The sequence below is a fragment of the Bartonella sp. OT172YNZD genome (assembly GCF_042193725.1).
Lineage (GTDB): Bacteria > Pseudomonadota > Alphaproteobacteria > Rhizobiales > Rhizobiaceae > Bartonella > Bartonella grahamii_A.
This window is the reverse complement of sequence record NZ_JBHILZ010000012.1, coordinates 1-22,203: the sequence shown is the minus strand read 5'-3', so window position 1 is coordinate 22,203 and position 22,203 is coordinate 1. Positions and strand designations below refer to the sequence as shown.

Annotated in this window: 17 protein-coding genes, 1 tRNA gene and 1 pseudogene; 6 read left to right on the top strand and 13 right to left on the bottom strand. The window is 37.7% G+C overall.

What is annotated here, in order from left to right; translation table 11 throughout:
• Positions 1–2 precede the first annotated feature (2 nt).
• Positions 3–1,187, bottom strand: a complete 1,185-nt coding sequence (locus ACFIJS_RS06545) for a COG4223 family protein (RefSeq protein WP_375650755.1) — start codon at positions 1,185–1,187, stop codon at positions 3–5.
• Between the two features lie 386 nt (positions 1,188–1,573).
• Here ACFIJS_RS06545 and tsaD point away from each other — a divergent pair, with 386 nt between their 5' ends.
• The 3 genes from tsaD (at position 1,574) to ACFIJS_RS06530 (ending at position 5,303) form a co-directional block, all read left to right on the top strand.
• A complete protein-coding gene (tsaD, locus tag ACFIJS_RS06540; RefSeq protein WP_375650753.1) occupies positions 1,574–2,668 on the top strand; it encodes a tRNA (adenosine(37)-N6)-threonylcarbamoyltransferase complex transferase subunit TsaD in 1,095 nt (364 codons plus the stop codon).
• A gap of 611 nt (positions 2,669–3,279) precedes the next feature.
• Positions 3,280–3,714 (top strand): EVE domain-containing protein, encoded by a 435-nt coding sequence (locus ACFIJS_RS06535; protein WP_375650752.1) that lies wholly within the window; start codon positions 3,280–3,282, stop codon positions 3,712–3,714.
• A 908-nt stretch (positions 3,715–4,622) separates the two neighbouring features.
• A complete protein-coding gene (locus tag ACFIJS_RS06530) occupies positions 4,623–5,303 on the top strand; it encodes a response regulator transcription factor (RefSeq protein WP_375650751.1) in 681 nt (226 codons plus the stop codon).
• 880 nt (positions 5,304–6,183) lie between these two features.
• On the opposite strand, the gene ACFIJS_RS06525 is transcribed toward ACFIJS_RS06530, so the two are convergent.
• From ACFIJS_RS06525 to argH, 5 genes and pseudogenes are all read right to left on the bottom strand, one after another.
• Entirely contained in the window at positions 6,184–6,954 is a 771-nt protein-coding gene (locus ACFIJS_RS06525) for a class I SAM-dependent methyltransferase (protein WP_375650750.1), read from the bottom strand.
• Between the two features lie 223 nt (positions 6,955–7,177).
• On the bottom strand, positions 7,178–9,607 hold the full coding sequence (locus tag ACFIJS_RS06520; protein WP_375650748.1) for a TIGR02302 family protein: 2,430 nt from the start codon (positions 9,605–9,607) through the stop codon (positions 7,178–7,180).
• 116 nt (positions 9,608–9,723) lie between these two features.
• Complete coding sequence (gene lysA / locus ACFIJS_RS06515) at positions 9,724–10,998, bottom strand: diaminopimelate decarboxylase (protein WP_375650747.1); 1,275 nt, start codon at positions 10,996–10,998, stop codon at positions 9,724–9,726.
• Positions 10,999–11,007: 9 nt separating this feature from the next.
• A complete protein-coding gene (locus ACFIJS_RS06510) occupies positions 11,008–11,187 on the bottom strand; it encodes a lipoprotein (protein ID WP_375650746.1) in 180 nt (59 codons plus the stop codon).
• Between the two features lie 51 nt (positions 11,188–11,238).
• Positions 11,239–12,639, bottom strand: a pseudogene (gene argH, locus ACFIJS_RS06505) (argininosuccinate lyase).
• A 32-nt stretch (positions 12,640–12,671) separates the two neighbouring features.
• Between argH and ACFIJS_RS06500 the strand changes: the two are divergent.
• Entirely contained in the window at positions 12,672–13,367 is a 696-nt protein-coding gene (locus ACFIJS_RS06500; protein WP_375650744.1) for a TlpA disulfide reductase family protein, read from the top strand.
• Between the two features lie 2 nt (positions 13,368–13,369).
• On the opposite strand, the gene ACFIJS_RS06495 is transcribed toward ACFIJS_RS06500, so the two are convergent.
• The 7 genes from ACFIJS_RS06495 to ACFIJS_RS06465 form a co-directional block, all read right to left on the bottom strand.
• Positions 13,370–13,846, bottom strand: coding sequence for a YaiI/YqxD family protein (locus tag ACFIJS_RS06495; RefSeq protein WP_375650792.1), 477 nt, complete (start codon positions 13,844–13,846; stop codon positions 13,370–13,372).
• A 30-nt stretch (positions 13,847–13,876) separates the two neighbouring features.
• Positions 13,877–14,731 carry a YihY/virulence factor BrkB family protein gene (locus ACFIJS_RS06490; protein WP_375650743.1) on the bottom strand — a complete coding sequence of 285 codons (855 nt, stop codon included), beginning with the start codon at positions 14,729–14,731 and terminating at the stop codon, positions 13,877–13,879.
• A gap of 409 nt (positions 14,732–15,140) precedes the next feature.
• Positions 15,141–16,070 (bottom strand): prephenate/arogenate dehydrogenase family protein, encoded by a 930-nt coding sequence (locus ACFIJS_RS06485; RefSeq protein ID WP_375650742.1) that lies wholly within the window; start codon positions 16,068–16,070, stop codon positions 15,141–15,143.
• A 1,908-nt stretch (positions 16,071–17,978) separates the two neighbouring features.
• The gene (gene holA, locus ACFIJS_RS06480; RefSeq protein ID WP_375650740.1) at positions 17,979–19,019 is read right to left on the bottom strand and encodes a DNA polymerase III subunit delta; all 1,041 of its coding nucleotides are present in this window, start codon (positions 19,017–19,019) and stop codon (positions 17,979–17,981) included.
• Positions 19,020–19,023: 4 nt separating this feature from the next.
• Positions 19,024–19,818, bottom strand: coding sequence for an ABC transporter ATP-binding protein (locus ACFIJS_RS06475; protein WP_375650739.1), 795 nt, complete (start codon positions 19,816–19,818; stop codon positions 19,024–19,026).
• Positions 19,811–20,707, bottom strand: coding sequence for an ABC transporter permease (locus ACFIJS_RS06470; protein ID WP_375650737.1), 897 nt, complete (start codon positions 20,705–20,707; stop codon positions 19,811–19,813). The genes ACFIJS_RS06475 and ACFIJS_RS06470 overlap by 8 nt, the downstream gene beginning before the upstream one ends.
• A 62-nt stretch (positions 20,708–20,769) precedes the next feature.
• The gene (locus tag ACFIJS_RS06465; RefSeq protein WP_375650736.1) at positions 20,770–21,747 is read right to left on the bottom strand and encodes an ABC transporter substrate-binding protein; all 978 of its coding nucleotides are present in this window, start codon (positions 21,745–21,747) and stop codon (positions 20,770–20,772) included.
• A gap of 185 nt (positions 21,748–21,932) precedes the next feature.
• Here ACFIJS_RS06465 and ACFIJS_RS06460 point away from each other — a divergent pair.
• A tRNA-Gly gene (locus ACFIJS_RS06460) sits at positions 21,933–22,007 on the top strand.
• A partial coding sequence (locus ACFIJS_RS06455) for a hypothetical protein (RefSeq protein ID WP_375650734.1) occupies positions 21,980–22,203 on the top strand: 224 nt, incomplete at its 3' end. The genes ACFIJS_RS06460 and ACFIJS_RS06455, both read left to right, overlap by 28 nt.

Below are 22,203 nucleotides of genomic sequence, written 5' to 3'. Positions count from 1 at the left end.
ATTTACATCTTTGTTGACTTAAAAGATCCTTGTTGCACAGACAATAACAATTGCTGCAACAACTGTTGAATAGCAATATGTCTTTCAAGCTGCTTAACAAAATCCATTGAAATATCTTTTGCACTTTGGGGCAATGATTGCCATTCGCTCAAAGCCTTTTCGTAATCACCAGATTGAATGGCAACTTCCATACGTGCCGCAATAGCCCCCAGCGTTGTCCCTTTAACATTTCCAATCGGTCGTGAAACAATGAGCCCTTTTATCCATGCTAAAATTCGCTCAAAAAAACCAGCATCTGACGCAACAGTATTTTGCGTACCAACAATTGCATCGGCAACATGAGCAAAATCAACTGAAAGTTGTGCTGGACTTGGAAGACCCACAGTAGCTGTTTTTTGCAACACATCAAGTCCATCAATCGAAGGCGATAATTGCTGTAACAGCTTTAATTCATTATTATAAGACCCACCACGCTCTACAGCATTTTTTAATGAACTAATCGCAGTAAAGAGCGCGGTATCTATTTCTCTTTTCTTACTATTTTTAACAGCAGTTTCTTCCTGTATAGCTTCTAACTGTTGTTTTAACGCAGCAAGATCATTTGCATTGCTCTGCCCGACAGACAAAGCCGTCTCTATCTCTTTCGACTCTCTAAAAAAAGTTTGTACAGTTTCTTCAAGGGCTTTTATTTTGTCCTCTAAAATCGCAAAATCTTTTTTTCTTTCTTCTTTTGATAGTTGATCGTTTTTCATTGCTTTAAACTGCTGTGATGAAAAAGAAGAAAACTCTGTTTTTAACGCATCGATTTCTTGAAGGACCCGCCTCAATTGTTCTTTTGTGTCTTCACCTTGACTTTTTGCGGCTTCAGCAATCTGCAAAGCTCTTTCCTCTCCAGCAGAATTTTCTACAAAAGGAGAAGGAAAAAAACCAGCCCATTGAAGCCCCATAAAAATTCCCAAAGCAATGAATCCCCCCAAAATCCCAGAAAGGGACAAAAAAAGCCAAGTTGTATTAGAATTACTTTTATCCTGACCTTGCATATTCTCTTTTTCTCGCGCATGAGATTCTACAGAATTGTGGATTTTTTCCTCTGAATCATGAGGAACAGCTTCATGTTCAATAACTGGTTTCTTACGGCGCGTACCAGCATAATGTGGTTTAACTTTTGGTTTTGAAGAATCGACCATCTCTGTCACTTTTTGTGCACACTTTTTTTAATAATAAAATAATAAAATGAAAAAAGTTTTAAAAAATGAAGCTTTTCTCAAATATCTTCGTTTGCTTTACATTCTTTTTATAAAGAGTATAACTTTATAAAAATTTTCCAAATCTCATTTTTCCCAATAATATTTACAACTATAGAATTTAATAGACAAGTTTTTGAAAACACATTTGCATTTTATACTCAAAAATACAGCTTTATTTTTTAATCAACAATATCATGAAATTCAAAGAAAATGCCAAAACACATATTTTTTCATAGAAAAATCAATTCTAAGAGAAATACTTTGCATCTTTTTCTGTTCATGGTACGCACGCAGGAAAGAAGCTTCAATATAAGGTTTTGTTTAAAATGAATCTACTGGGAATAGAAACAAGTTGTGATGAAACGGCAGCGGCTGTCATTGAATATAACAATGAATCAAACAGCCGAATTCTTTCCAATGTTGTTTGGAGCCAAATTGATCACCATGCACCTTACGGCGGTGTTGTTCCTGAAATTGCTGCTCGTGCCCATGTTGAAGTTCTTGATCATTTAATTCTACAAGCACTAACAGAAGCAAACACAAAATTAAAAGATATTGATGGCATTGCAGCCACCAGTGGACCTGGTTTGATAGGAGGATTGTTGGTAGGCGTTATGAGCGCAAAAGCACTTTCTCTTGCCACTGGTAAACCATTTATTGCAGTAAATCACTTAGAGGGACATGCTTTAACAGCTGTGTTAACGCACAACGTCAGCTTTCCTTATTTATTACTTTTAGTTTCAGGGGGGCATACACAAACAATCATTGTTCATGGAGTAGGCAACTACCAACGTTTAGGAACCACCATTGATGATGCATTAGGAGAAGCCTTTGATAAAACTGCAAAACTTTTAGGTCTTCCTTATCCTGGTGGACCAGCACTTGAAAAAGCAGCTTTATTTGGTGATAAAAATCGCATCCCCCTTCCACGACCTTTAAAAGGTGAAAAACGGTTAGATTTTTCTTTTTCAGGACTCAAAACTGCTGTTCGACAAGCCGCAACAGCCATAGCTCCTCTTACAGAAAATGATATTGCTGACATTGCCGCAAGTTTTCAAGCCGCCGTGACTGATACAGTATATGATCGTATTCACCTAGCCCTACAACACTTTACCCACCAATATCCTCTCTCTCATGATCAAGAAAAGCGTTCTCCTGCTTTGGTTGTCGCAGGCGGTGTTGCCGCAAACCAAGCCATTCGCTCTACGTTGCAAGAACTTGCCCATCAACATGGTTTTGAATTTATAGCCCCTCCTCTTTCCTTGTGTACCGATAATGCTGCAATGATTGCTTTTGCCGGTGCACAAAAACTCGCACGAGGAGAAACAAGCTCTTTTGACATTGCACCCCGCTCACGCTGGCCATTAGATGAAAAAGCCACGCCCTTGATCGGGATGGGACGCCGTGGAACAAAAGCATAATAAAATTAACGTCCCACACACACATCTTAAAGAACGAATATTTCTACTCAATCCGGTCTGTAGATAGTCTGAATTTTCTATCAAGCGGATTCCACCTGCTTCCCACTCACACAATTCACTTAACCCAAAGTTCGATACACAAACCTAAACCGTCACTACACATTCTAAAAAACTTCATGTTTCAAAAAACTACTTTATATCACTACACTTCAAATGATGGTATTTTACGGCATAATAAGATCTACTCTCTCCCACGATTCATAGATATGAATGCCATTCTTTGACCTCATCATCTTTGATCATCTATTCGTTTCATTGCCATTGTAATCTTAAAGCTTTTTAGAATCAATTTTCTTAATTTTCTCCAACAAACTCTTATAGTGACCGCATTTCAAACCATAGCTGAAAAAATAAGAAAAGAACAAAATACCTTTATACAACATGAAATATCAATAGATTGCGTTTCTCTACCACACGTTATTTTGAAACAAGAAAAAAAAGATAATGCCCGTTCTTTACCCCATTTTAAAAATCATCATTGATGGTGTTACAAAGATGCTTATAAAAATACATATGATGAATGCATAACAGTCTATGAAAAAGGAGCACTCATGGCTTATTGGCTTTTTAAATCTGAACCCTATAAATGGTCATGGGAGATGCAAAAGAAAAAAGGAGCTGATGGCGAACAATGGGATGGTGTACGCAATTATCAAGCCCGTAATAATATGCGCGTCATGAAATATGGCGATAAAGGTTTTTTTTATCACTCAAATAAAGGTTTAGAAATTGTAGGCATTGTAGAAATATGTGCTGAAGCACACCCTGATTCTACAAGCTCTGATCCACGCTGGGAATGTGTGGATATCCGTGCACTTTGTGACATGCCAACACCTGTTTCATTAAAACAAATTAAAGCCAATCCCAAACTAGCAAATATGGTGCTGGTCAATGCCAGCCGCTTATCAGTGCAACCCGTGACAGAAGATGAATGGAAAGAAGTCTGTTTGATGGGCAACCTTAAAAGGGAAATGCTTTTATCTTAAAACAATAATTTTTATACATTAACTCATATAAAAAGATGCTTCACAGCGCAAAAGAACAAGCACAACACATCCTGCTGTTGAGGTATTCTCATGCTAAATACATAAATATGATATTTTTCTTTGTCATTTTTTATCCTGCACTCTTTCACAATACAGTTTCCTCCAAAATTGCACAAAAAACCTCTTTATGATGCATCTTTTCGGCATTGCTAAAGGCAAGGCTTACTCAACGATTGTAATAAGCAACACCACGAATATCACACACAGCCTCCTTCCACACAAATGCAACGAAAAAACAAAGCTGAGCGTGGATAAAAAACAAGAAAAATGACCGTGAAATTCTCCTAAACAGTACATATGTGTTAGGTGTTTCATGGGTCTCTTCACGCTTAAAAAACACATCATATTGGGTGTTCATTGTTTTGCATGTTGGATGAGAGCCTCTCATACCGCAGGATTCTCTCATTCCCAACCTGTTTATATTGAATCAATCAAAGCTATTTGCTTGGACATTACAAGCAGGAAAAATCCCGTATGGATAAAAACGTGAAAGAAAGGACTTAAAATTCCTCTTATGAATCGTCTCAAGTGCCAAGGACTGTCCGCAACACCCACGAGCTGGCAAAGTGTATGATAGTGCCGGCTTGTTTCTCCATAAGCGTAAAGATGATGACACTCAATGGCTAAAACACGTTCTAGAGCATAAAAAACGCTTCCAACCAATACGTAAAATACTCTGCAAACGGAAATACCTTCTTTTCGGCAAGCAACCATAGAAATTATAAAAGTTTATTTTTTAGAAACGCTCTTTTTTAATTTTCCTCTTTTAATTTTTCTTGCATGAAAGCTCATTTTTCATGAAACTACTCTTTACCAATCAGTGCATCAACATGCCTATAAGGAAAAACATGAACCACTATACTCTTTTAATTGTTGAAGACGATGATCTACGCCCCATTTTAGTAGAACAATTGCAAATGCATCAAGAGTTTGAAATTTTCCAAGCAAAAACAGCAGAAGCGGGAATGAAAATAATCCAAGAAGAAAATATTGATCTCGCTATTTTGGGATTCAAACTTCCTGATCTTGATGGTTGCAAAGCCGTAAAACAATTACGCACCCAAAGATTTCGTGCCCCCATTATCATGATAACGAATTATGATACAGACTGCGACAATATTTTAGATCTTGAAACAGGCGCCAATGATTATGTGACAAAACCCTTTCGCTTTGCGGTGTTATTAGCAAGAATTCGAGCACAGTTGCGCCAATATGAACAAAATGAAGACGCAACCTTTCATATTGGCCCCTATATTTTTAAACTAAGACAAAAACTTCTTCTTGATCAATGCAACAATAAAATCTGTCTCACAGAAAAAGAAGCAGCGATTCTTAAATGTCTCTATTATGCCAATGATAAAATTGTCAGCCGTGAAACATTGTTAGAACAAGTTTGGGGTTATAATGAAAATATTGTTACCCATACTTTAGAAACCCATATCTATCGTTTGCGACAAAAAATCGAAAAAGATCCCTCCAATACACAAATTCTCATAACAGATCAAAATGGTTATCGTTTAAATCTTTAATTCGAGATTTACTGTTTCAAAAATAATTTTAATATCCTAAATGAAAACAAAAACGAGATGAAAAAACCTTCACATATAATTCGAATGCTATTACATAGAACTTACCCTTATCTTTACTCTTATGACAAGAGATATAACATTATGAATAAAAAACGAAATATTCCAACATGAGAACCAGAAACAGAAGTGCTTTCAAACCTCACGATATAGTTGGTAACTTCTGCTTCACATGCTTTTGTTCTCTCTAAAATTTTTAATATGTTCCGCATATAAATAATCGTGATATCTTTTAGCAACATTCTTGATCATAACTATCATCTTTATGATAAGTGATATTTATGATTATTTTTTTCAAAAATACCGCTCCACGCACTGCTTTATCTCACATTCACTAGCCTAAATTGAGAGATGTTTTTTATCTTTATAGTTTTCCTTCATCCTTTATGATTTTATCTCCTCTTAAGAGGTTGTATAATTAATGATATAATGCTAAATGTTTATCCTAACGGTAAAGCTCACTGAACACCACCATCTTTACGCTTATAAAACAACAAGCCAGACACTTTGTTAGATCCCGATGCTTCAGACAAATCCTTGACACTTGAGATGGTTCATAAGAAGCATTTTAATCCTTCCTTTTACAGTTTTTAACCACCATGAACCATATTATACAAGATCCCTTGGACTCCGCTATTTTTACACTTACGAAAATACCAGCATTTTTTCTCTCTTAACATATTTCCACTATTCATGAAATATGGTTCGGTATATAGATACTTGAGATTTTTTATGCACAAGCCAATTCCCCATATAATGTGCAAAAAAATTGAAATAAGAGAATCCTTCTATATTTGCGGTTCTTATGCCAATGGCAAAATAATTAATTATTTTTATAAATTAAAATATTTCGCATTTGTGGTGATAAAGCAGGAATAAAAACGCGTCGCGATTGACGACGCTGTACCAGCAAACCTTGATAAACACGTTTTTGTGCCTGACACATTAAGAGTCCACCAAAATAAGGCAAAAGATAGCGTGCAAATGGCTCATAAAAAAATGAAAACAACCGCGAAACGTAACTCGTAGAGGGCATATAATACACAATTTCTTGTATTGGCCCAGAAACAAAATTTGTTTTTTCAAACAAACGAGTAATTTGTTGCCGACTATAGGGTTCGCCATAACCAAAAGGCGTAGTAATATTGCGCGCCCAAAAGCCAGAGCGATTAGGTACAATAACGATCAAGTGGCCATTGGGTGCTAAAACACGCCATATTTCATTCAACGTTTCAAATGAATTTTCTGTATACTCTAATGCATGTACCAATAAAATACAATCAACTGACGCATCAGGAAGCGGCAAATCTTCTTCAAAAACAAGTGCTGTAGCAACTTGCTCAGCACAGGGCCAAGGCGAAGCACCCTGAGCAGCTGGCATAAAAGCAAAACATTGTTGGGTACGTTCACGCAATATAGAAAGATAAGGAAGTGCATAACCCAACCCCATAATCCGTTTATCTGTAAGATCAGGCCACCATAAATTCAATTGGTCACACAGCGTCTTTTGCACACGCAGCCCAAGTGCAGAAGCATAAAAATCTTTCAGCGTAACGATATCCAACTCAACATACCATGTAGAAACAAATTTCAAACATTACAGATTTTCATATATCCAGATTATATGGATTTCTGCTCTTTTTCCGCAATAGCGAACATTTCAATATTTCATATTTTAAACTTAAATGATCAAAAAAATCAGTACAGAAATATGATTACTGCGTTACAAGCGCTTTAAGCATTTTCTTGGAGATGAACCCCATAGAGGTTCTTCATACACTGTTTCTGACATCAATTAAGAAAAAAGCCAACATTGGTTAATTAAAATGAAGCAATCTTTCAAGATAGTTTTTTTCTTCTTCGGGAATATGCTCTTTACCAAGACGTTTGCGAATTTCATCCAAAATCTGCCGCATACGCATTTGATCACTTTCTTGTGGGAGTGCCTTACCTTCTTGTTCTTCATCTGTTTTTGAAGAAAGTGGACGTCCTAACGGATCTTTAGGAACAGAATCAGCATTCTGATCATTTCCCGTTTCTTTGAGTCTTTCGCGCATTTTTTTTAAAACATTTTGTGCACCTAGCCTCAAAGATTCCAAAGCGTCAGACTGATTTTGTATAGATACCTGATGATTTCCATTATCAAGAGCATTTTCCGCAGAATTCATTTTTTCTTCTGCCCTCTTCAATGCGCCCCCTGTTTCAAATCCTTGTTCTGATAATTCTTTTTCTAATGTTGATAATTCAGACTGCAATTCAGCTTGTCGTTTTTTTAAAGACTTTTTTTGTGTTTCCGGCACATTTTCTCCGCGTTTTTGTTCCATCTCTAACTGATGTGTTTCATTGAGAATTTCTTGCTGACGACGCATTAAATCTCCAAGCTGGTCCATCTTTTCTTTCATTTGTACAGATTGGTTTTTTTCTCCCTCATTTTTATTGCCTTTTTGCACATGCAAATGATCAAGCGTCTGTTCAACTTCTGCCAAGAGTTGTTCAGCTGCTAAAGAAGAGCCTGTTTTAGCCATTTCCTCAATTAAATTTAGCTTTTCTTGTAATGTAGCTTCAGAAAGATTAGGACTTTTTGAGCTTTTAGAATTTTTAGAAACTTGACCATCTGGTGCTTTTTTAGCCAAAGCACGAATATATTCATCCATAGCTTGACGTAAATCTACCATAAGCCGTTCAATTTCTGCCGCTGAAGCACCGTAACGCAGTGCATCACGTAAAGCAGCTTGTGCTTGTTTTAAATTTTTTTGCACGGATTCAAGCTGATTATCTTCAATACCCAAAGCAATTTGCCATAAATAATCCACCACACCACACAAATCCTCTTCTGTTTGTGCTAAAGAAAGTCTTGTCCAAGCACTTTGTAGAACAAGAAAATGCATTGCATTTTGCAAACCCTTTTCTGGACGCACAAGCAAAGAAGAAAGCATATCCAATACACGCTCTCTCGCAGAAGCATCAAGCGCTAATAAACGACGCAATTCACTCACCGCACGCGCAACAGGATTTGAAAAAACGTGTTGCGGTAATGTCATAACAAAAGTTTTGCTACGCCCTTTCTGCCCCGCACCATCTTCTGCCACCAAAGTAATTTTGACTTGCGAACCCGCCCATGGATGCGCTGATATATCTTGCACCATCCGCATTTTTCCCTTTCCACCACGTGGAAGAAGAAGCTCTATTTCCGGAGCATTATAAAGAGAAGAAGCACTTTTATTCTGAGGAAGAAAAGGCTCTATTTCAACAAAAGCCTTTGTCACACCATAATCATCATCCACCACATATCGTAACTCTAACGATCCCGTTAAAATCCTCCCTGGTTTTTCCAGCCAATGAATTGTCGGAAGAGTGTCCTTAACCATCTGCAAATGCCATTGCTGTTTTTTACGACGTGATGATACAAATAAATTCATTGAATGCTTCAAATGTGTTTCAAAATGAGCGATTGGATCATTCAAAGCTGTTTGTTCCGTTTTCTCTGAAAACGAAACTTCCCTCCCATCTTCTACAGACTTTGCTTTTACTGTAACGCCAGCCCCATTGACAACACGCACAACAACATTACTCCCTTCAGGGATTTCTAGTTGTGTTTTCTCATCTTTTGTCAAATAAATCGGTGCCATACCGGTATAAGCAGGGGGTGTTACCCAAGCATCAATCCGCATGAATTTTTCATCAACAACAGGACGAAAATCAAAGGCATCAGCCAAACGTCCCCCTTGTGAACCAAAAGAAAAACTAAAAGCGCACACAAAAAGAAGAACACACAAAGCCCTCAAAGCCAAAGGATCATAATCCGCACTATTAAGAGAGATAAATCCTGTTTTTAAATGGTATAATTGTTTTGCCATTCGGCGTTGATGTTCACGCCAAATAACAGAACTAAAATCTTCATCATTTTCAGAACATAAACGATCTGTCTGAATATTCAAAGGCTGGTGTCTAAGATCATTGACGCGTTCAAGACAGCAATTCACTTCCCGTATTGTGGGAAACCGAAAACGAATAAGAAAAAATAAACTGGCCCCAGCACAAACAAGTATAACCCCAAGTAAGAGCAAATGTGACCAATAGCCCAAAATACCAAAAAGTCCCAACCAGCTAAACGAACACAAGAGACTAAGAACGAGGAAAAATGGCAACAACCGTACCCACATCCGTTCAAATGAAAGGATTCCCCACATCAAAATGCGCACACACAAAAGCTTTATTGCAAAGCCTTTGATGTTTTTATTTTTCATAAACAAGCATTTATCCCCTTTTATCGTGGTGCATTAAGATCATAAACCCCATACAAGACAATTTCTAGAAAATAAATTGTTTCATCAAAGTTTAGTAAAAATAAGACCAAAAACACTTAAGAATGCTCAACCCAATCAGGAATATGATCACATCCCATCAATTGAGCATAATCAAGACGTGGACGAATAACCGCATAACACGTATCTTGAACGAGAACTTCTGGAACCAAAAGTCGGCTATTATAAGTACTCGCCATCACAGCACCATAAGCTCCAGCTTGCGTAATTGCTAAAAGATCACCGGGTGCCAAAATCGGCAAGTAACGATCTAATGCTAAATAATCGCCAGTCTCACAAACAGAACCAACAATATCTGCACAAATAAGGGGAGCGTCTTTTGCTGCTTGTTTCACAAGGACGACATTCTGCCAAGCATCATAAAGCGTTGGACGCATCAGATCATTCATCGCCGCATCTACAATAACAAAATTCCGCCCTTGTCCCTTTTTTAAATAGAGAACAGATGTCATCAGTACACCAGCTTGACCCACAATGCTCCGCCCCGGCTCCACAACAATATTAATCCCTAAAGGAGCAATATATTTCTTTACCAGCGCAGCATAATCAAAAGGAGAAGGTACAGTATGTTGTTCACAACCATAGGCAATACCAAGCCCGCCACCAATATCTATATGCGTTATTGCATAGCCATCGCTCCACAATTGACGCACACAATCTGCAATAAGAAGGAATGCCTCTTCAAATGGCTTTAAATCACAAATCTGACTGCCAATATGCATATCGATACCGCAAACCTGCAATCCAGGTAAAGAGTCCGCTTTTTTATAAGCCTCTCTTGCCAACAACAAGGGAATACCAAATTTATTTTCAGATTTTCCTGTTGTAATTTTCTTATGGGTCTTTGCATCAACATCTGGATTAATGCGCAATGAAACACGCGCTATCTTTGAAAGCGCAACAGCCCGTGCCGATAACTGTTCAAGTTCTGGCTCTGATTCAACGTTAAAACAATAAATATCCTGTGCAAGAGCAAAATCTATCTCTCTCATGGTTTTACCAACACCAGAATAAACAATACGATGCGCCGGAATACCAACAGCAAGGGCGCGCCGTAATTCACCTTCTGAAACCACATCAGCTCCCGCCCCATTTATCGATAAAAGCCGTAAAACTGCTTGATTAGAATTGGCTTTAACCGCATAAGCAAGCAGACTAGGCATCCCTTGAAATGCCTTTTTATAGTCTTTAAAATGTGTAACCAATGCATTGGCAGAATAACAATAAAAAGGAGTCCCCACCTCCTGCGCAAGAGCAGCAAGTGAACAACCCTCAGCATGAAGCATACCTTGTTGGTAGAGGAAAAAATCCACACTTTCCTCCTACTTTATCAGACGATCAAAAATAAAAGGTTTATCATCTTCACTTTGAGCAACAGATGCTCCTTGCACAGACTTTTCCACACTTGTAAGAGGCATTTCCAATGACCCTTTACGCCCACACCCAACAACACAAACGCCTCCTAAAAGGACAATCATCAACCCCTTTAATATAATTTTCATCTGTCCTCTTTCTTCATCTCGATCTCTTTTTTACCTTTAAAATACAATCACTCAAGCGCTCACGAGACGCTTTTTCCAATACGCAATTTGCCGAAAAACCTCTGCAGGTGCCATTCCCCCAAAGCTTTTGCGACTTTCAACAGATTTTTCAACAGACAAAACATCAAAAAGTGTCGCATTGATATCAGAACAAATTGCTTGAAGTTCATCTAATGATAAATCCTGAAGGCGACACTGTTTTTTTCTGCCAATACCACAGCACACCCTGTAATGTGATGTGCTTCGCGAAAAGGAATCCCTGATTCCCGTACCAGCCAATTAGCAAAATCTGTAGCTGTTGCATACCCTAAATCCGCTGCTTGTTTCATAACTTCTTTATTAACTTTCAAATCAGCAATCATCCCTGTCATTGCTGCTAGTGATAATTCCAAACTCAAAGCCCCATCAAACACATATTCTTTATCTTCTTGCATATCCTTCGAATAAGCAAGGGTAACCCCCTTTCATCACCGTTAACATCCCTATCAATGCGCCATTCAACCGTCCCACTTTAGCCCGCACAAGTTCAGCAGCGTCAGGATTTCTCTTTTGTGGCATAATAGAGAACCCTGTTGAAAAGGCATCAGATAAACGAATAAAATAAAATTGCGCACTTGACCAAAGGACGATTTCTTCTGCTAAACGTGAAAGATGCGTTGCACAAAAAGCGCCAGCGCTTAAAAATTCTGAGGCAAAATCACGATCCGAAACACGACTAATTGAATTGTGTATTAGTTCTCGAAAACCTAACGCTTTTGCTGTCATAAAGCGATCAATTGGAAAGCCTGTCCCTGCCAAAGCAGTCGCCCCTAAAGGTGATTCATTCATGCGCTCAAGAGCATCACGCATCAGCGATAAATCTCGACCAAACATTTCAACATAAGCCATCATATAATGACCCAATGTTACGGGTTGAGCCAATTGTAAATGCGTAAAGCCTAGCATAAAGGTATCAACATGTTGTTTTGCTCGAATAAGCAATTGCTCTATCAATCCTTTTAAAGCTTGTGCTATCTTGTGCGTTGCTTCACGTACCCACAAGCGAAAATCAACAGCAACTTGATCATTGCGTGAGCGCACCGTATGCAAACACCCTGCTACAGGACCAATCAATTCGCTCAGCCGCGCTTCAATATTCATATGAATATCTTTAAACTTTCGTGAAAAAACAAATTTACCGTCTTCAATTTCTTGGCGAATAAGTTTCAAATCATGAACAATTTTTTCATAATCTGATTGTGAAATGATTTTCGTTTGCGCTAACATAGCTGCATGAGAAAGAGAACCTTCAATATCTTGTCGATAAAGTTTTTGATCAAAATCAATTGAGGCATTAATTTCTTCTATAATTGCAGAAGGACCTGCCGCAAACCGACCATCCCACATTTGGTTCTTTAACTTCTCATCTGTCATATTCTGAAAACACCCATACAAAGGACAAAATTATGATTTCTCAAATTTTCATCAGCGAAAAAAACAATAAAAAAAGGCAATTCTCCCTTGCATTCTTTATCATTGCATTGAGTTTATACGCAACCATAAACTACGATAACAAAAGAGAGTCTTTCCTCTTCAATTTCATTTCAGCAGCAAAAGCACAAAAAATAAACACTGATAAAACACGAGCAGAAAAAATGATGGCGATCCGAAAAGCAGCAAAAGGCTTTTTTAGTCACATACGATTTGCTGATACGCCCTCAGATATGAATAAACTCTCTTTCAAGAATATTCAAGGAAAAGAGCACACACTCCACGAATTTATTGGAAAACCGATGCTGATCAATCTATGGGCTATTTGGTGTGCACCTTGCCGCACAGAAATGCCAGAACTTGCGCAATTAAAACGTGAATTAGGTGGAGAAAACTTTGATGTCATAGCTATTAATATCGATAAAACTGCTTCTCCTGAAAAAATTCAGCAATTTTTACAGAATATTCATGCGGATAATTTGCTTTACTATCGCGATGAAACAATGGATATTTTCAACAATGTCAGAAAACAGGGGCTCGCTTTAGGACTCCCCATTACATTGCTTATCGATAAAGAGGGTTATCTCATTGCTTCCTTCAATGGTGCAGCTCCATGGGCCAATGACGATGCCAAAGCACTTATAAAAGCAGTCATTAAAGAAGCGCTATAACTTTAATAACCGCGTCTTTTTAAACGTTGTATAACGAGATCTAATGCTGACAAAAAAGCAGAACGGTCTTTACGACAAAAAGGACGGGGACCACCTGTTATACTGCCCTGTCCACGCAAATCTTCCATCAAATTGCGTATCGCCAAAGCCTGACCAATTGAATTTACATCAAAAATTCGCCCCGTTGGCGAAAGACAAAAACCCCCAGCTTGCACAACTCGTGCTGCTAAAGGAATATCACTGGTAATAACGATACTTGCCTCATGCACATGTTCTACGATCCAATCATCAGCACAATTGAATTCACCAGCAACGACCACTCTTTCAATGAGTGCTTCATCTGGAAGGGACAAAAAACGATTTGCCACAACAAATGTCTTAAGCTGATAACGATTCATCACACGATAAACTTCATCTTTTACAGGACAAGCATCCGCATCAATCAACAAAGTGATAGCAGGCTTTATTGGGATATTCATACCTTGGCTTTCACGCAATAATAAGTTCTTTCATTCATCTGAATGTTGCAAATGCTTGCGATAAAACATTATCGCCGCGTTTATTTCTCCTCCCAAAATAAAAATTGCACTCAATATGTAAAGAAAAATAATAGCAACCATAATAGATGCTAACCCTGCATAGGTAGAAATATAATCAAACATTGTTAAATATTGAGCAAAAGCAATTGAAGCCATAAACCATACAAACATTGTCAGTACAATTCCTGGTAAAATATCTATAAACTTCCGACGCTCTGCTGGTAGCCATTTATGAACAATCAAAAGGCTTACAAAAAGAACAACCGCTGCAATTATGTAACGCCATAGACGAATGATACCGATATATTCTGTAATGAAAAAAGAATGATTTTGCATAATTTTGATCAGCAGAGGTGTTAAAATCAACAAAACGCTGATTACAACAAGACCAACAGCTCCAAGAATCACAAAAAACAAACTTTGAAAACGACAAAACAACAAGCTACGCCGATCAACAACACGATAAGCTCTATTTAAAGCTGTACGTAACGCCTCTATCCCATTAGAGGCAAAATAAGCCGCTCCGATGACAGAAACTGTTAACACTCCTCCCCGCTGTATGGTTAAAACATTGATAATTTCCTGAGATAAAGGCTCTGCAATAACATCTGGTAATAACTGCACAAGTGCTTTGATTTTTTGCGGTGTATATGTAAAAGCACCAAGAAAACTGGCAAGAGAAGTTCCAAAAATAAAAAAAGGGAAAAATGCTAAAAGCCCAGAGAGCGCGACATGGCTTGCAAAAGCACTCCCGTTATCACGCCAATAATGGCTTACTGCATCAACAAGGATACGATAGCTATACCAAAAGATATTTCTTATCAAATCTCAATACTTTCTGGTAAAACTCTTCCTCAGTCTATTTCAAGCTTTATAAAAATCATCAAAACTCTACAAACAAACATTTTCCAATGTTGCAATATAAAGGGCAATAATCAATACGGTCAAGCCTGACTTTATACTAAACCAAAAACAACAACCCACTATATGAAGTTCTACAACGGCTTCATTTTTTGTCTCTTCTACAGATCAGTAACCTCTTCTGTACATCATATGCCCGATAGAGAGCTAAGCACGATAATCTTGCACACATAAAACCTTTTGAAGTCATTGTTATCTGTATCGAAGCAATCGCCCCTCTTTTTTATTGCAATCTATGACTGAATAGAGAAAAAACTTCTTATCGATTTCTAGAAAGAATCAACGAAATTCAACACACCCCCCTTGCTTTCACTCACTCTTTTTTAGAAACACTCTGACGTCCAAAATCAGGAGCATCAATTTCCTGTCCAGCATCAATAATATTGCGACGTACAGCACGCGTACGTGTAAAAAAGTTAAACAATGTCTCACCATCTCCTAAATGAATTGCCCGTTCTAAAAAAGCAAGCCCCTCACTAAAATAGCTCAACATTTCTAAAATAGCATCCTTATTATGCAAACAAATATCGCGCCACATAACGGGATCAGAAGATGCCAAACGAGTAAAATCACGAAAACCTGAAGCAGAATAAGCGATCACTTCCGAATTTGTTACTTTTTCTAAATCACTCGCTGTCCCAACAGTATTATACGCAATCAAATGCGGCAAATGAGAAACAATAGCCAAAACAAGATCATGATGTTTAGGATCCATCTTTTCGACACGCGCACCACAAGCTTTCCAAAACGCTGTTAATTGTGCGACAGCAGCAGCATCACTCTCAGCAAAAGGCGTTAAAATACACCAACGATTCATAAATAAATTAGCAAAACCAGCATCCGGTCCTGAATATTCCGTTCCGGCAATTGGATGCCCTGGAATAAAATGAACCGTTTTTGGCAATAAAGGTGTCATTTCCGCAATAACCAACGCTTTCGTAGAACCAACATCACTCACAATCGCTCCAGGTTTTAAATGATCACGAATGGTTTTTGCTACTTTTGCACTAGCCCCAACAGGAACAGAAAGAATAACCAAATCTGCGCCTTCAACAGCTTTTGCATTATCTGTCGTATAAAAGTCCCCAAGCTCCAATTCACGCGCTCTTTTCAGGGTTTCTGAACGACGTGTTGCAATAGAAATCTGAGCCGCAAGATTTTTCTTTTTAATCACTCTCGCTAAAGAAGACCCAATCAGACCAATTCCAATGAGTGCTATTTTTTCAAACTGAATATGGGGCATCTTTCACCTTCAAAGATTCTTTACAAATGGCAATAAAGATAATTGTAAAATCATAATTTTCCTGTCCATTTTGTTCAAGAGTTATGCGTAAAACATTAAAAAACGACAACTAGGGAATAAAGAATAACGCAGTTTACCAATCATCACCTGCGCAAGCTGAAAACAGATCATTTTACCTAGAAAACACATAAAAAATAAATGACGAGAAATCTAACATCATGCTCTAAAACTCCTACTTAATTACTGATCAAAGCGCATCACTAAAACAAAATAATAAATGCACTTTCAATTAAGATAATAACGACTCTACATAAAATCTCATCAGTTTACTTTATCTCACTAATTCACTCACAAAAAACACCTCAAAAGCGTAAGTAGACACCAACTCTTCCCAATTATCCCGATATGTTTATTAATTTGTACATTAGACCTATATAAAAACGTATTTCGCCTCCACCTACAACATCAGCACACGTTTTGCGAATATTGAAAACAACGCAAAACAACCCATCCAAAAAGATACTATTAAAAACATTTTTCTCTCCCGATTCCTAATACTATAAATCAAACAAATATGAGAAAAACACGCCCTCTCAATAAAGAAAAAGTTTGATAACAAAAACGCCAAACATCCCTTTAATGGAGTCATAACCCTCACGTAAAATAGAACGCCCTAAACAAAATAGATTTGGATTACAAATTCATGCGTTTGTTTTTAAAAGACATCTCGCTCCCCAGCCTATCTCACAACAGTGTTCATAAATGTTATAACTATAAATCTATTAAGCACGACCCTCTTTACACTTAATAAAACACTATCATTATATTTGCCTACCGCCACAATGTTGCGAAAACCTGTGGAATTTGAGAGCATTTATAAGAGGCATTTTTAGTGCTTTCCTGTACAGTTTTTATCCACATACCCCCCCTTATGACGTGCCATAGACATCGTTTTGATTGATTTAATATGAAAAATAATGAATTATTAATAATAAACAATGGCTTGCTCTGTTTATGAGATACATTCATTGCTAAGATAATCATCTCTGTATCAAACATAAAAGTTTCCTCATAGGTGCTGTCGTTTTCATCATAATCTATTTTGACTTTCTCCTCATCCCACGAAGATTTTTAATTCATACAGATCTGCAAACAATTCATTTTTTTATCTAAAAGATTCCATTGGCTCACTATTTTAGGTGATTCAATTAATATATAATAATTGTTTTTCAATTTGAATCATAACTTCGAATACTGTAAAATTCTTCTATTACAAACCCTCTTATCAATTGAAATCTCTTGTCTGCACGTCACAAAAAGACATGTGAGCAAAAAATAATGAAAACTGTAGCAAATTAGAGACTAAACAAATATATGATGGTGCTCTGGCTTGCACTTTTGTTAAGCATAAAGATAGAGATGCTCTATGGATTTTATATTCTTCACGAAGAACTTTACCGTTATACCATTCACAAACTCCGTCGTGAAATAGATATGACACGCATTGAAAAATCTTTCTAAGAAAGCGTATGAATTTACCATACAAGTGTCTTCTGTTGTTTGAAATGCTCTGTTTAGCATAAGGGATGTTACCCCATTAAGACTCTATGAGTCAGCCCAATATTCACACATACTCACACAAAAAATACAGAATGCGTAGAATCTTACCTGAGCCCTAGATCACGAACCAACAGTGTTTTACGGTACAACAAGATAATAAAAACCCTGTAAAAACTGCTTTTCGAAGATAAATAATTTTTCTGAAGAAAAGTTTCTATAACACTTTCAAGCTCTTCAAACGCATCCTCAAAACTACAACTAACCTCTACTCGATAACACAGCAGTTTTAATTGCTGAAAATTCCTCTTTGCCGTAGTAAAAATAAAAAATCATCATAATTCTAAACTGTTAAGCTACTATCTGGCGTCGTGCAATAATTGTAAGCCCTAACAAAACTTGACGAATGATAGCTTCACCCAAAAGTGGATTTTTACGACTGTCTAGAACAGCACTCTGAATTCTTTCCATTGCATAGGAAATCTGTTCTAACTTCCAATATTTTAAAGCTTGTTCAACTGTCTTTTTCCGTTGAAAAAAAATGGGAGGCCGTGCTTGAGAAACTACCGTAAAAGGCGATTTTCCTTCAACCTCTACCTGATAACGCAATAACTGTAATTGCTGAAAATGCCTTTGTGCTGTACTCAAAATAAAAAAAAGTGCTCCATGCAATGCTGCATGTCGGTTAAAATGTACTTCAAACCCTGATATATCGCCCAATAAAAGAGCATCAATGACTTCATCATGAGAAAGAGCACTGACATCGCTTACAACAGCTTTCACATCTTCAAGAGTAATATGAACATTTGCAGCATAAAGACAAAGCTTTTCTAATTCACCTCGTGATACAAGGCGATCCACCCCTAAACTTTCATGCAACCATCTACGTGCATCCAAAGAAAGAGTCTTCTTAAACTGTCCTAAAACCTCATCAATCAAACCGTCAAGAGAACGCATATCATCCGCAAAACAGGGCAAAGCAATTGCTTTTGATGCCGTTTCAACAGCATTGCGCAACCCTGTTCCTTTTTTCAAATCCCCTGATTCAATGAGAATAAAACAGGCTTCTGGTGGCTTTTCAATTAAAAGTTTCAAGGCAGCCAGAAAACCTTTTTGGTTAGCAGCATTAGAGATCCATATCAAACGATCTCCCCCAAAAAGCGATAACGTACGCGCTTCATTTTCCAAACGTGCAGGATCTTTATCAATTTCAGCAGCATCCAAACGAATTGTCGAAAATGGATCTTCTATTGCTACCTGTGTAAGTTTTGCAAAACATTGTGCACGCTCACAAATAAGACCACGATCTGGCCCATAAATGAGAACAATAGGAAAATCACGTGAAAAACGCGTTAAAAACTGATCAACTTCATGTGCTTTTTTCTGAGCCACATTATTAATCCATTAACAGTTCATCATCATCAAGAACTTCCCCGCGAACTTTCTGAAACATGCCAATTAAATCATTGACATTCAATCCCTTACGCTCTTCATGACAGACATCCAAAATCACTTTTCCACCATGCAACATCAAGGTGCGATCGCCATAATCAAGAGCCTGACGCATAGAATGAGTCACCATAATAGTCGTTAACTTTTTCTCTTCAACGATTTTTTCAGTCAACTGCATCACAAAATCAGCCATTCCAGGATCAAGCGCTGAGGTATGTTCATCAAGCAATAAAACATCCGCATGGGCTAATGTTGCCATCACAAGGCAAACAGCTTGGCGTTGCCCACCTGATAAACTGTCCATAGGATTATGAATATATGCTTCAAGACCAATGCCTAATTGAGCAATTTTCTCTCGAAAAAATTGCCGTTTCTCATGATTTAAAGCCGAACGCAAACCACGACGATTTCCTCGAAGAGCAGCAAGAGCCAAATTTTCTTCAATTGTTAAAGAACCACAACTGCCTATTAAAGAATCTTGAAAAACACAAGCAACCTTTCCAGCGCGTTCACTGATTGATTGCCTAGAAACATTTTGCCCATTGATAACCACTTTTCCTGTTGAGGGAAGCGTTGCACCTGCTAAAACACTAAGCAAAGTTGATTTACCAGCACCATTTGAACCGATAACCGTAACAAAACTACCCTGATTAATTTTAAGGTTAATATCAATTAAAGCCTGTTTTTCCAAAGGTGTTTGCGGTTTAAATGTAACCCCAACATGAAAAAACTCAATCACGTTTACGCCTCCTCCAATAGCGTGGCACAATAAGGGTTAAAATAACCAACAGTGAAGTAATCAACTGAAGATCTGTCGACGTATCAATACCAATTCCATTTGCCTCAAATGCAAATTGCACCGCCACACGATAAAGTACAGACCCCATAATACAGCTGATTATAATCCAAAAAATCTTACGCGTAGGAAATAAAGTTTCACCGATAATCACAGCTGCCAACCCAAAAATAATTGTTCCAATTCCACCGGTAATATCCGTTGCGATCGCAGTTTGAATATAAAGAGAACCACCAAGTGCAACACACGCATTTGAAAGCCCCATACCAAAATAAATTAACGCTGACGTATGAACCCCTTGAGCTGTAGCCATCCGTGGATTAGCTCCCATTGCACGCATAGCAAGACCTATTTCACTTTCCAAAAAACGCCAAATCAAAAACGCCACAACTAGCAATACAATACCAATGAAAAGAGGACGCACAAAAATATCAGACAAACCAAACAAATTATAAAAGGGCGTTAACGCTGTATCAGCAAGCGCTAAATTAACATTAGATCCTCCCATAATTCCCATAATACGAAGATTAACCGTATAGAGCGCTGACATTGTTAAAATGGAAGCCAAAAGATTCAAAATACCAAAACGCAAATTCAACATAGCTGTTAATAAACCAGCTACCATACCTGCACAAAAAGCACACACCATAGCTGTCCACGCATTAAAACCTAAAAGAATCAAGACTCCACAGACACAAGACCCAAGAAGAAATGAACCATCAACTGTTAAATCAGGAAAGTCCAAAACGCGAAAAGAGAGATAAACCCCTATAGCCACAAACGCATAAATAAGACCTAATTCCACAGCGCCAGAAAACGCAAATATATTCATGTAAAGACAATCCCCATGAAAACTTAACGTATTTTATTGTATCAACATCCTATCAATAAAAGTCATTGAATCACTTTTGTCGCACGATCAATAACTGCCTGCGGAATAACAATCCCCGCTTTTTCTGCTGCTTTCATATCAATTCGAATGTCATTACTAGCCGCCTGCACAACATCAATATCACCAGGCTTTTCACCCTTTAGAATACGCACAACCAACTTCCCAGCATCAACCCCTACATCATAGAAATTCACACCTTGTGTCATAAAAGGACCGCGTCCAATAGAATTAGCATCAACAGTAAATACAGGAACATTTGCTTCCTGTGTGACCTTTACTGCACCCTCTAAAACAGAAAGAACCGTATTATCAGCAGGAATAAAAATGATATCTACCTTACCGATTAAAGCCCGTGTTGCTGCCTGAACATCTGAAGGTTTTGGTGCTGATGAAGGAATGATTTCAATTCCAACTTTTTTTGCCACATCCTTTAACACCTTAAGTGTTGAAACAGAATTTGCTTCAGAAGCATTATAAAGATAACCAATTTTTTTCAAATCTGGTTTTACTTCTTGTAAAAGTTTAACACTTTCTGCAACATCTATACGATCAGAACTCCCCGTCATATTACCGCCAGGTCTGGTAAGCGAAGAAACAATTTTAGCTCCGATAGGATCAGAAATCGCCGCAAAGACGATAGGAATTGTTTTTGTTACCGCAAGCATTGTTTGTGCTGAAGGCGTGGTAATCGCTACAATAACATCAGGTTTATCACCAACAAATTTACGTGCAATTTGCGTTGCTGTTGAAATATTGCCTTGCGCTGATAAAAAGGTGAGTTGAAAATTTTTACCTTTCTTATAACCATTTTCTGCAAGAACATCTTCCACACCTTTACGAACGGCATCCGCAGCAGGATGGACCATAATTTGTGTTAGCGCAACTTTAACGTGTTTAACTTGGTCATCCGCTTTTGCAACACTGTTCATCATAAAAACAGTTGCAATGATAATCCCTAATATATTTATTCTCTTCAACATTATACTCCACCCCTCTCTATGCAAAATTAAAAAAGGAATAATCTATTACTGAAGAATTTTATAAAATCAATCTTTATTTCATTTTATTAAAACATGGATAAAATAAATCAAACTAAAATGATATTTTTTTGTTGCAATTCGTAAAAGCCTACGCCATACAGGCAAGATATATATCGAATCGGTAAGCGGGTGTAGCTCAGGGGTAGAGCACAACCTTGCCAAGGTTGGGGTCGTGGGTTCGAATCCCATCGCCCGCTCCATTGGATTTTGTATTTATTCGTTCTTGCGTGGAGCTTGTAGCTTGCCAGCGGGTTTTGTTGTAGCTTGCCAGCAGGTTTTGTATATTTTGCCACTAGGTTTTGTACCAATTCATTTTTTTTCAAAGAGTTTTAAAGGTGTTCTCAAAGGGTCTTTAAAGACCTTATCTAAAGGGTATTTAAAGCTCCCTTTAACGCG